The organism is Vibrio sp. 10N.222.54.E6, assembly GCF_041473955.1.
Classification (GTDB): domain Bacteria; phylum Pseudomonadota; class Gammaproteobacteria; order Enterobacterales; family Vibrionaceae; genus Vibrio; species Vibrio tasmaniensis_A.
Genome location: NZ_JBFRTD010000036.1, coordinates 93,616 through 105,869 on the forward strand (window position 1 = coordinate 93,616; position 12,254 = coordinate 105,869).

The window sequence follows — 12,254 nt, forward strand, 5'->3', positions numbered from 1 at the left end:
CAGTCGACTCATTACATATGTTCGGCTGTATTCAACGCAAAAATACACATCAAATTCGGGAAAATTTGATGCTTATACTAGAGCAACTCGAGTATAAGCAAGCAATAAAAAAGCCAGTCAACAGACTGGCTTTCTTGTGTTCATCTTAGTGCGATGAGCTCATCGCGTTTAAGCAAAGGCGAACATTAACCGATAAACGAGATGTAACCTTGAAGGATAATCAGGTTAACGATATCGATAAAGAAGGCACCAACAATTGGCACCACCATGAAGGCTTGTGGCGATGGACCAAAACGGTTCACCAAAGAGCCCATGTTCATTACCGCTGTTGGTGTTGCACCTAGGCCGAAACCACAGTGACCACCTGCCATAACCGCTGCGTCGTAGTTAGAACCCATTACTTTAAACGTCACAAAGTAAGAGAAGATACCTAACACCACCGCCTGAACCGCAAGGATAACCAAGAACGGAATCGCAAGGTCAAAGATGTTCCAAAGCTTAAGGCTCATTAGCGCCATTGCTAGGAACAGTGACAATGACACCGTACCAAGAATATCGACCGTTTCGCTGTCAGTCTTATGCAGCTTGGTCACTTCAAACACGTTAGTGATGAACACACCGATAAACAACGCGTAAACGAAGTCAGGAATCATCAACCAAGAAATTTCAAAAGTCGCCACCCACTGCTCTAGGTACTTCGCACCTGTGATACAGATAAGAAGGATGAACAACACCTCAATCACCTTCTTCGCCGTCACTTTGTCTTCTTCATACTCGTTATAAGTAACAAGTTCAGGGAAGCGTTCGTGCGTTTGCGTGCCAGTACCGTACTCAGATTCAAGCTGGTTTTTATCAATCAGCTTTTGCGCCACTGGGCTACCGATAATACCACCGATGATCAAACCAAAGGTCGCTGAAGCCATTGCGATTTCTAACGTATTTGCAATGCCAAACGTGTCTGCAAAAGTTTGAGACCAAGCCGCGCCTGTACCGTGACCACCCGAAAGGGTGATAGAGCCAGCAATCAAACCCATCAAGGGCTCAAGGCCTAGTGTCGTTGCTAAGGTTACGCCTACACCGTTTTGGATAATGATGTAAACCGAAGCCACCCCTAAGAATAGGAATACCTTGGCACCACCTTTCATCAGCTGTGTGTAGTTAGCTGCAAGGCCGACCGTTGCAAAGAACATCAACATAAATGTGTTCTGCAAGGGCAAAGAAAACTCAAGATCAAGGCCGTTAAAGTGCAGGGCTGTAATAGCAAAAGCGACAATCAAGCCGCCGACAATGGGCTCTGGGATATTGTACTTTTTGAGAACAGGAAGCTTTGCATTGACGAAATGACCTAGAAACAAAACACTAATCGCGATTAGGAAGGATTCTAGTGGTCCAATTGAAATTAATTGATTCATATAACCTCTATTTTTTTACGTTCTCATCTTCCTTAACGAGTCTAGTTTTATCTGTAATTATCTGTGCTGCTCTACCTATATTTATACAAACTGGAGAGAAATTGTAGATTCGAAAAGCGAACACATTACTGCGTTCACTTGGTGCCATGTTAGTAGCACGTTAACTTTTATAGGAGATAAAAGGATTTGTGACAACAATCACCTCTAAAAAGTTGAAAACGGCGTGAGTATTATTACCGCTGACTCTGCTTTTTTAATACCTAAAAAAGCAAAAAGGAGCTATTGCTAGCTCCTTTTTCATCACCATCACTGGCAATTAGAATTTTTTCGGTGCGTAACCAGTCATAACCTCAATGCGAAGCTCTTTACCGATCTTGGTCATTGGGTGAACAATTACTAATCCTTTAACAGACTTCTTAAGTTTACCCATATCCGCTTGCTCAGCTTTTGTGATTTCACGGCTAAATGGCATATCAATCAGAGACTTACGCTCTTGATTCACATCAAAGCTTTCTTTGTGTTTAAGCTGTGCAATTTTCTTAGTTAGCTTCTTAATCTCATCTTCAAATTGACGAACAACAGGACGATCATTACGAGTTTTAGCAGCCGCTAACTTGTTGCGACACTTGTCTAGACGGTTGTTAATTTGTTGAAGTTCGTTTTTAACACTCATAATAATTTCCTAAGATTTAACAAGCCAATTCGGATTGGGGCGCGGAGTATAGCACAAGGGTTCACTTGAACCGAAATTTATCTTAAACATCGCTACCTAAACGAATCATTTAAGACCAACACAATAGCTCCAAACACAGAAACGCCCTTATTCTTTCGTGTAAACAATAAGGGCGAATGAGCATTTCCTACGGAGCTGATTGACCCCATATTTTTTCGCGAAATTGAGGAATAAGTTGGCCAGCACCAAATTCATTCAGGTGATCGTCATCAACGTATGTTGGGTGATTGTTGATATCCCCTAGGCACTGCTGATCATCACAAAATATCGGTTCAGGGTCTATAAGAGTAACTCGACAGTTTTGGCTGATTTTTTCATAAGATTTCGTAATCAATGCGGTTCTTTGTCGGTACTCTTCAAGAGGAATAGAAACCGAAATATCAGATTGATTTAAAATCGAATACTTATACATAGTTTTAGGTACATCTTTCTTAAGCTCAGGGATTGGCTTGACCAAATAAACAGGGTTAGATTGACTAAGCTCGCACATGGTCTTTTCAAAACTGGATAAGATTGAGTTCAGGTACTCTTCCGATCTGGTCTGAAACCTTTTATCTCCTGCGATTAAACTGATCTTTTCGTTCTCACTTTGCCACCCATCTTCATTCGAACCATAAAGATAGCCACCCATTCTGTTAATGACAACAACAGGAACATTAGGGTAGTTGGTTTTCGCTTTTATTAGCGATGCTGAGACAAAATCCCCACACTCTTCTGATAACTCACCACTTGAAAGCACTCTTTTGATACCTGAAATCGTCGGACATGCGCTTCTCGTCCAGTCGATGACCGATGTATCGTTAGGTGCTGACGCTTCAACACTTCTCACTATCGATGCGCCATGACTATCGCCTAAAACAATAGCGGATACGGGTCCTGAGCCATAGTGACATTCAGGAGATGGTCCAAATTCGACGTGGCACTCTCCGCTTCGTGGATTCCGTTCATAGACACTTTGTGCAATGACTAGCTGTGTTTTATCCAGGCGCCAAAGTAACCCTTCACTTTCATAAACAACCTGTCCGATCAGGGCAACAGGGATAGCAAAAACTACGGGATAATAAGCCACAAAAAAACTAGCGCCTTTACGTGCTTTTTTAGGTCGGTAACTTTCAATGAACTTAAAAGAAAGGATCCCCATCAATACCGATATCATTACTCCAACTATATTGTGAGTAATAGTGTTGCTCGTAAGGTTCTTAATGAAAACATTAATAGGCCAATGCCAGAGATAAATTGAGTAGGAACACAACCCAACCCATTGTATCAGTCGTGATTTATGAAAGGTAAAATTGAGGTCCAAATTCAAAAGCAGAATTATCGCGGTAGCAATGACCGGAATAAGCGTCACATGACTCGGCCACAGTGTGCTGCTGTCTATCAAGACAGGTGAAATAAACAGTGAGGCAATAGCAACTAACAGCAATAACTGAACATTGGACTTTTTTAATTCAATGGGCGCTCTTTTCAAAGCAACCACCGAACCTGCGAGCAGTTCCCATGCGCGGGACGGTAATGTGTAATAAGAAGCCGAGCTCCCTAAATACGCATAGTTATAAGCTAGACTTCCGATTAGAGTCGTTCCAATAGCAACGGCTGCACCTTTAGCTCCGAATAACTTGTAGGTCGCCATTAAAACAAGAGGATATAATACATAGAATTGCCATTCTACGGATAAAGACCAAGTGTGAAGTAACCACTTGCTTTGCGCGGCCACATCAAAGTATCCCGACTCTTTTAAATAGGTATGGTTAGAAACAAACCCGACACTGGTGAGAATATGCTTACCTAATTTTCTTAACGCCCAAGGGTCTAGGTAAATAATGCCAACGAGTAACACAACAAGGCACATAACCGCTAAGGCAGGAATAATGCGTTTTGCTCTCGCTAAATAAAAGTCCTTTAATGAGAAGGTATTAGTTTCCAAACTCGACATGATAATTTTTGTCATCAGGAAACCTGAAATGACAAAAAACACATCCACACCTAAAAAGCCGCCAGTGATAAAACCCGGAAAAAAATGGAAAATGACGACGATTGAGACAGCTAATGCACGTAATGCATTGATGTCATACCTGAAATTTTTATTCATTATTTGTTCGTTATAACCTTAAATCAATAAACGCACTAAAACTACCCACAATGAAATTAGCGTAATACGCTAGTTTCATTACGCTTCTTTTCTCACTTGCAGTTTTAGTAGTACTCCAATAAACACAAAGTACATGACAGCTAAATCACCATTCCTGAAAGGTGAATCGAATAGACACATCAAAGAAAAATAAACGACCGGTAACAATACAATGGGCGATAGCTTGTAGCTTGAATTAAACAAAGGGTACATCAAGCTAAGCATAAGAAGGGCAATGCCTACCAAACCGGATGAAGCCGCTTTATCAATATAGTTGTTATGAAGATGCGCATTAACGATAAATCTCTTACCCGAATTTGTTGGCGTGAATGAGAGTTTATCTAATTGCGCTTCTTTATCACCTCCAATGCCTAGCAAGGGGCTATCCACAAAGAAATCGAACCCTGCTTGATACATTTGTAATCTTAAGCCTATGGAAGTATCCATGTTGCCTTGCGATATCTCATGGTACTCATGCAAGCTATAGTCAATACGTTTACTTACCACTTCATATTTCGACATCAAAAACACAGAGAAAATGACAATGACACTAACAGCAAACAGCGTCTTGTGCTGACGATGTTGTATCATCATTTTGAATAGAACAACTAAAGCAATACTAATTACGGCTAATAGAGGCCCTCTTGACCCCACCAAAAACATGGATAGAAAACCTATAAATGCCAAGATAGCCATTGTCTTGAGCCTTTTCCCTTCATACGAAACACACCCAAGTGCGAGCAATAAAATGACAGAGAAGCCTTGAATTGAAGCTATAACAAGAGCATTAGACGGCAAGCTCCCCCGATCCCCAGAGAGAAAAAAGATATAGTAAGCAACAAGGACGGTTGTACTGACAACAGAAGTGAAACATAAGTTCTGTATACCTGATAACTTAACAAAGCCATTTCGATAAAAAAGGAAAAATACCAGAGCAATCAACGTTGCCCTCAATTCTTGACTACTGAAACCATGCAACTCGTAAGATATAGTGGAAAAAATAGAGAGCAAGAGCAGTATCCACACCCAGCCATCTTCAAACCAGTCATGCTTCTCCTTGTTTTTTCGGTACAAAAGAGCACAACAGGCCGCAATCAATAAAGTGATACCCGCAAGAGGCTTACTCCCCTGACCTAACCACACCTGAACGGTAACAATCCAAAACAAAGGCAGTGTAATGAGTATCTTTTGAATTAAATTCGTGTTGATTCTAACCATAACTAATCTAAAAATGCTGAGAAGAGTTGCACTCTAAAACAAACTTGCCACTGTCGCAAACGAACTGTAGTGACATACAGCGGAAAACAAAGAAACTAGTCGCTTTAGGGCATTGTCTATGAATCATTTACCTAAAATTCATATGTCCAAACTCAGCCCATCTAACGGCTTTGGCATCAAACTCCAAAACCACGACTAGATAGGTTAGCTTAAGCCTTCTGTCTTACGTATTAGGAGTTAGGAGTTAGGAGTTAGGAGCTTAAACCCTAGACCTTTACTTTATATTTAAGATCTTGGGCTTCATCGCCAGTCATGCCTCGAAAGCCCCAGCAATGCGATGGCTGTTCCTTAATGGTAATCTCGATATCAATGGGAGAGATGGCCAGCTGCTTTTCTATTTCAGAAAATATCTTCTTAATCAGGCGCTTTTTGGTGTTCACCGCTCGCCCTTCCATCATATTAATTTCTATGACGGTATAAGCTTCTGTTCGCCCTTCGGGATAAAAGAAATCATCTCTTTCTAATGGTACAAACCGATGCGCTCGTTTGTCATCAGGTAACCCCATCTCACTGTTCAAACATTGTTGTAAGACATTAGAAAGCTGTAACTTAATCGGATTTAAGCACTCTTTGATACCATAAATAACGATCATGACCATTCCTTTGATGTGATGTCAGGTAAAGAAGAACTAAGAAATAAACAACGTAAGATAAGCGTGTCACTTGTTATCTACCCATTGACTAATTCTTAACCCATATTACCTAATGCCGTAAGTTAAAAAAGGTTAAACCGATTGAATTGCGAATAAACGCGACAAAAAACCATGTCTCCCTCTCTCTAACTTCCTGTTCAATACATCACCCCACATTGATCGAACTTCAACGAGCACGCGTATACATCTCTGAATTACGTACGAATCAAATCCGTACAGACTCAATCATGTATGAACTAAGGAGTGCTATGTGCCGAATTCAGCTGAGAAGATCACACGGATAGAAACCGAATCAGAAACACCCGTAGAGACTTCTCAAGAGCTTGCGGTGTTTCCTCTCCCGTTATTCATTTTGCCAAGGGGCAGACAAAGACTGCGTATTTTCGAACCCAAGTATTTGAAAATGGTCGCTCATGCTGCGCAAGGAGACGGCTTCATCATTGCGACTCAGGACGACACCAACTCCGAACGTCTGAGTTCTTGGGGGACAAAAGTGTCTATTGTCGATTTCAATATGTCCGATGATCAAATCTTGGAAATCGATGTTGAAGGCGAACAGTTGGTGCAGCTTCACTCCTCCTTCCGCGACACTGATGACCTAATCAAAAGTGATTTCCGCCCTTTGCCTCATTGGCCACAACACAGCTATAAGGTGCCGAACGTGGTGACTGCGTTTCTTGTCGAGTTGTTTCGAGAACACGATTCAATCAGAGCACTTTACCCCACTCCTGACTTTGAAAGTCCTCAATGGATCTGTGCTCGACTCCTCGAAATGATGCCTATCCCATTGGAAAAGAAAACCAAATTCACAGAACCCGCTAGTTTTCCGTCTTTAGTTCCCTTTTTGAATCAAATCATTACAGGGCAATAAGCACTTTTATTCACTATAATTTTGTATAGTAGAAATTAATTTAAAATAAAGTGATCCCTACTCTCACTCTCCACGTAGTGTCTATCAAATTCGCATGATGGTTGATTACTATGCAAGTGGAAAGCAGAAGAACAGGGAACGGCAAGGAGCATGTCATTATCCCCGACAACAAACTACCTACCGAAAGTAAGGTACCTACAGAGCTCTCAAGCTGGCTGATTTTGGTTGGTTCAGACAGAGATAAGCAGGCATTTACTTGCTTGTTTAAATTCTTTGCTCCCAAAATCAAGCGTTTTGGCATCAGTAAGTTGGGCGGTGAAGCCGCTGCCAACGAGCTAGTCCAAGACACGATGACCAACGTTTGGAAGAAAGCGCATCTCTACAACGAAGAGAAAGGCGCAGCAACCACTTGGGTTTATACCGTTATGCGGAACGCCGCCTTTGATATGTTAAGAAAGGTAAAAGCGAAAGCAGAGCAAACCATCGCTGACGACATTTGGCCAATTGACGCCATGGTAGCCGAATCACAAAGTGATCAGCTTCAGTTTGGCGATCATCTAATGAGCCGTCATGTAATGACTCAAATCGAAAAGTTGCCTCTCGCTCAAAAAACCATTGTGAAAGGTGTCTACTTCCAAGAGTTATCGCAAGAGCAGCTCGCCCAACAACTCGATGTCCCGCTTGGAACTGTTAAATCACGTCTAAGACTCGCACTCGCCAAACTAAAAGTTCACATGGGGGAACAAGACCATGATTAAACATCACCCAAATGCGGCAATCTTGAAAGATTTTGTCGATGGCAATCTAGCGGATTCGGTTTCTCTGATTGTTTCTAGCCATGTAGAGCTTTGTGCACACTGCCAAAAACAAGTGAGCATGCTGACGGCGCAAGCTGCTGACACTGTCTTTGAAAGCGATACATCTGCCTTTGAAAGCGATACCTCAGGGCTTCAACTTTCTGACAGCGAAATGGACGCGTTCCTATCCGATGATGGAGAGTTTGATTTTGATACGATTGCTCAAATCACTGCTGATTCATCTCAAGCTATCGAAGTGACACCCGAAGTTCAGCAAGTTACGGTTGCAGACACCACGTTCACTATTCCTCGCGCGTTGAACTCAGTGGCGAGAAAAGACTGGATGAACTTAGGCAAAATTTCGCGAGCGCGACTCGATTTTGACGACGAAGCACACCACACCAGCTTGCTGCACATCGACAAAGATGGACAAGTTCCTTGCCACACCCACAAAGGCTTCGAGATCACGCTTCTTTTAGAAGGCAGTTTCGAAGACGAAATGGGCGTCTACAACAAAGGCGATTTCATCTGGTTAGATGGAGAACACACCCACCAACCTGCGACTAAAGAAGGCTGTGTGTGTTTAACTGTTTCAAGTGATGCGCTTTACTTCACAAAAGGTGTGAGCCAGTTATTCAATCCACTCGGTAAATATATCTATTAACCCTGTTGCACGCTATAAATATACAGGATGGCATGAAGTTATCCTGTATATCGTCAAATACATCTGGCTTAAAACATCAACGCTGTTGAGACTTAAAACACACCCGGCTCTGTAAGTACGATTAGCAATGTTGAAATATAATAAATAGCTCAAAGCAAGAGCAAAGGAGTTGGCCAATGGAAAAGAAAATTAAAATAGGCATTAGTGCTTGTGTTGCAGGACATAAGGTACGTTTCGATACAGGTCACAAACGCTCTCGTTTTTGTACAGATGACCTTGCAGATTATGTTGAACTAGAACCAGTATGCCCAGAAATGGCAGTGGGTCTTCCAACACCTCGCCCAACCATTCGCCAAGTTCGTCAGCTAGACAATATCATTCACGTTTCTAGACCTGACGGTTCTGGTGATGTGACCAATGATCTGATCGAGTTTGGACAAAACTATTCAAAGAGCAACCAGCACATCGCAGGATTCATTGTGTGTCAAAAAAGCCCAACCTGCGGTATGGAAAGAGTAAAAGTGTACCACCACCACGGTCGCGGCTCTGAATCGACAGGCGTAGGCATGTTCACCAAACAAGTGATGGAAGGCAACCCATTACTTCCAGTTGAAGAGAATGGTCGCCTCAATGACCCTATTTTGCGCGAAAACTTCATGACACGTGTCTTCACTTATCAGAAGTGGCTCAACCTTGTTGACGAAGGCGTAACTAAACACAAGCTGATTCAATTCCACAGCGCTCACAAGTACCTGGTAATGTGTCACCACATTGAAGGCTATAAGAGCCTAGGCAAACTTTTAGCGAGTAACGATTTAGAGATTGATGAGCTGGCTGAAAAGTACATCGAAGGTCTGATGACGGCGCTAATGCACCATGCAAACCGCGGCAGTCATGCTAATACTCTGCATCACTTACAAGGTTACTTTAAGAAACAACTGAGCAGCGCTCACAAACAAGAGCTCACGAATCAGATTTCATCATTCAGAGAAGGGCTAGTTCCTCTGTTAGTTCCACTAACACTGATCAACCACTACTTGATGGAATACCCAAACGAGTACCTTGAATCACAGGTTTACCTAAACCCGCACCCACAAGAACTTAAACTGAGATACGGATATTGAGCGACATTCTATGGATAAGACGAGACCTGCGGATTCACGATAACCCAGCGCTCCTCTCGGCAGTTGAAAACGGCGTAACGACCGCCGTTTTCATTTCGACACCTCAAACGTGGCAGCAACACCATCTTGCGCCAATCAAAGCTGATTTTATCTATCGTCATCTAAAACAACTCGATTCCCAGCTCGCTGAATTCGGGATAACGTTGCTTCACCTGAAAGCTAGCGACTTTGACGACCAATCCAAACAGCTCATCGATTTGTGCCAGCAGCTTGATGCCAAGTGCGTCTACGCTAACTCTGAACCAGAGGTCGATGAACAAGCTCGCGATAAAGAGCTGATTTCAAGCGGCCTAAACCTCAAGATCAGCGATTGTGACGTTATGCTGCCACTCGGTAGCGTTCTCAACAAACAAGGCGAGATGTTCAAAGTCTTTACGCCCTTTAAGAACGCTTGGTTAAAAGAAGTTCAGGTGAAAGGCATCATCTGCAGTCCAGCTCCTGTCGTGCCGACTGAACGTTCACAAACACAGCTTCCTGACGACTTACAAGCCTTAACCCTCTCCGCTGGCTATGATTTCGACTTTCCTCGTGTTGATTCAAGTCGCTGGCCATTAAGCCAAGATGTATTGGGCAATGTGATCCCCAATTTCTTAGGCAATAAAGTCAACGACTACGCACGTCTGAGAGATATTCCCTCAGTTAAAGGAACATCGGGCCTATCACCTTATTTAGCAATTGGCGCAGTGAGCCCACGTTGGTTAGCGATTCAATTGATTCAGCAACAACCCGATCTGTTATTTGATACGCAATTACCGGCCTTTTGTTGGCTCAACGAATTGATTTGGCGAGATTTTTATAAGCATTTGATGTTCCACCATCCTAAACTGGTTAAAGGCGCTAACTTTCAGCAGAAATACAACGGCTTAGATTGGTATCACGACAACCCGAGCTTTAAAGCGTGGTGCGAAGGAAAAACAGGCTACCCATTAGTTGATGCAGCAATGCGTCAATTGGTTGAGACAGGCTGGATGCACAACAGGCTAAGAATGGTGGTGGCAAGCTTCCTAACCAAGCACCTGCTGATCGATTGGCGTTGGGGTGAGCGTTTCTTTATGTCGCACCTTATCGATGGTGATTTCAGCGCGAATAATGGTGGCTGGCAGTGGGCCTCAAGTACTGGCTGTGATGCTCAACCCTACTTTCGAATTTTCAATCCAATCACTCAGAGTGAAAAGTTTGATCCAAAAGGAATTTTTATTCGTAAGTACATACCAGAGCTGCAAAATATCCCAGATAAGCATGTGCATTTCCCACATGACTTTATCGCTAAAAACGGAATAGACAGCGAATACTGGCAACCCATCGTTGAGCACAAAGAAGCACGATTGAGAGCCTTAGCCTTCTTCAAATAATTAGAGTGAATATTATGGATAACTCTCTATGGCTTGATAACTTTCTCAACATGTATCGAGAACTCGGAACCGACAATTTCGACGTGCTTAAGACAGTTTATCACCCTGATATTGAATTCCAAGACCCGCTGCATCATGTCAGCGGTATTTCGGCGCTTACGCACTACTTCGAGAACCTCTACACCCAGGTAACGAGCTGTTACTTTCATATCGAACACACTTTCGAAGTGAACGACGAAGCTTCGGTGTATTGGACGATGCAGTTTGCTCACAAGCAATTAAATGGGCAAAAGCCAATCGAAGTGCAAGGACACAGTCACCTTAAGATGCTCGACGGTCAAGTGGTCTATCACAGAGACTATCTTGATGTCGGCTCTATGTTGTATGAACACATTCCAGTTCTGGGCTGCGCCATCAAATCCATCAAAAAGAGAGCGAGCCAATAATGCGTATTATGATCACAGGCGCGACCTCAGGCATCGGCCAATCACTCGCTATCGATTATGCTCAACAAGGGCATCAGGTGATTGCTTGTGGCCGTAACCCAGACAAGCTGCAAGCCTTGGTTGATTCTCACGAGACAGACTTATCGCACTCGTCAATTGACCCACTCTGTTTTGATTTGACCGATTACCACAATTTCCCTGCACTCGAACAAGATAAGCAGCTCGACCTACTGATCTTGAACGCGGGTGATTGTGAGTACATCAACGACCCCGTGAATTTTGATGCCGAGCTTTTCGAGCGCGTCATCAACATCAATCTAATTTCAATTGGCTACGCCCTTAAAGCCTGGTTAAAAAACATTAAGCCGGGCGGCCGTTTGGTTTTAGTAAGCTCCAGCGCCAGCTTTTTACCTTTGCCAAGAGCCGAGGCTTATGGCGCTTCAAAGGCAGCCCTCACCTACTTAGGCAGAACACTGTCGGTTGATCTGGCCGAGCACAATATTCATGTCTCAATTGTGCACCCAGGCTTTGTTGAAACGCCATTAACCGAGCGAAATACCTTCTCTATGCCTATGATTATTAGTAGTGAGGCCGCAACTCAGCGAATCGTAAATGGTATTGCTCAAGGAAAGAGTGAAATCGATTTCCCAAGACGATTCATCATGTTGATGAAGCTACTAAGAATGCTTCCAACTCCAGTTTGGCAAAAACTCGCTTCAAGGATGGTATAACA

Annotated in this window: 12 protein-coding genes; 7 read left to right on the plus strand and 5 right to left on the minus strand. The window is 43.0% G+C overall.

What is annotated here, in order from left to right; genetic code table 11:
- Nucleotides 1–185 precede the first annotated feature (185 nt).
- From gltS to AB4513_RS20100, 5 genes are all read right to left on the minus strand, one after another.
- Nucleotides 186–1,412, minus strand: a complete 1,227-nt coding sequence (gene gltS, locus AB4513_RS20080) for a sodium/glutamate symporter (RefSeq protein WP_012601220.1) — start codon at nucleotides 1,410–1,412, stop codon at nucleotides 186–188.
- Nucleotides 1,413–1,728: 316 nt separating this feature from the next.
- Nucleotides 1,729–2,085, minus strand: coding sequence for a YibL family ribosome-associated protein (locus tag AB4513_RS20085; protein ID WP_010432454.1), 357 nt, complete (start codon nucleotides 2,083–2,085; stop codon nucleotides 1,729–1,731).
- Between the two features lie 187 nt (nucleotides 2,086–2,272).
- A complete protein-coding gene (locus tag AB4513_RS20090) occupies nucleotides 2,273–4,237 on the minus strand; it encodes an acyltransferase family protein (RefSeq protein WP_102257682.1) in 1,965 nt (654 codons plus the stop codon).
- Nucleotides 4,238–4,315: 78 nt separating this feature from the next.
- Nucleotides 4,316–5,494, minus strand: coding sequence for an O-antigen ligase (locus tag AB4513_RS20095; protein WP_102257683.1), 1,179 nt, complete (start codon nucleotides 5,492–5,494; stop codon nucleotides 4,316–4,318).
- Nucleotides 5,495–5,760: 266 nt separating this feature from the next.
- Nucleotides 5,761–6,147 (minus strand): tautomerase family protein, encoded by a 387-nt coding sequence (locus tag AB4513_RS20100; protein ID WP_017070218.1) that lies wholly within the window; start codon nucleotides 6,145–6,147, stop codon nucleotides 5,761–5,763.
- 310 nt (nucleotides 6,148–6,457) lie between these two features.
- Between AB4513_RS20100 and AB4513_RS20105 the strand changes: the two genes are divergently transcribed.
- From AB4513_RS20105 to AB4513_RS20135, 7 genes are all read left to right on the plus strand, one after another.
- A complete protein-coding gene (locus AB4513_RS20105; protein ID WP_102248805.1) occupies nucleotides 6,458–7,078 on the plus strand; it encodes an LON peptidase substrate-binding domain-containing protein in 621 nt (206 codons plus the stop codon).
- Between the two features lie 110 nt (nucleotides 7,079–7,188).
- Nucleotides 7,189–7,836, plus strand: a complete 648-nt coding sequence (locus AB4513_RS20110; RefSeq protein WP_009846090.1) for a sigma-70 family RNA polymerase sigma factor — start codon at nucleotides 7,189–7,191, stop codon at nucleotides 7,834–7,836.
- Nucleotides 7,829–8,539 carry a ChrR family anti-sigma-E factor gene (locus tag AB4513_RS20115; RefSeq protein ID WP_102248804.1) on the plus strand — a complete coding sequence of 237 codons (711 nt, stop codon included), beginning with the start codon at nucleotides 7,829–7,831 and terminating at the stop codon, nucleotides 8,537–8,539. Before AB4513_RS20110 ends, AB4513_RS20115 begins: the two co-directional genes overlap by 8 nt.
- Before the next feature lie 176 nt (nucleotides 8,540–8,715).
- The gene (locus AB4513_RS20120; protein WP_017097810.1) at nucleotides 8,716–9,663 is read left to right on the plus strand and encodes a DUF523 and DUF1722 domain-containing protein; all 948 of its coding nucleotides are present in this window, start codon (nucleotides 8,716–8,718) and stop codon (nucleotides 9,661–9,663) included.
- Entirely contained in the window at nucleotides 9,660–11,075 is a 1,416-nt protein-coding gene (gene phrB, locus AB4513_RS20125; RefSeq protein ID WP_102257684.1) for a deoxyribodipyrimidine photo-lyase, read from the plus strand. Before AB4513_RS20120 ends, phrB begins: the two co-directional genes overlap by 4 nt.
- Nucleotides 11,076–11,089: 14 nt before the next feature.
- Nucleotides 11,090–11,521 carry a nuclear transport factor 2 family protein gene (locus tag AB4513_RS20130; RefSeq protein WP_017090021.1) on the plus strand — a complete coding sequence of 144 codons (432 nt, stop codon included), beginning with the start codon at nucleotides 11,090–11,092 and terminating at the stop codon, nucleotides 11,519–11,521.
- Nucleotides 11,521–12,252: an SDR family NAD(P)-dependent oxidoreductase gene (locus tag AB4513_RS20135; RefSeq protein ID WP_102257685.1), complete on the plus strand. Its 732-nt coding sequence runs from the start codon at nucleotides 11,521–11,523 to the stop codon at nucleotides 12,250–12,252. Before AB4513_RS20130 ends, AB4513_RS20135 begins: the two co-directional genes overlap by 1 nt.
- The last annotated feature ends 2 nt before the right edge of the window (nucleotides 12,253–12,254 follow it).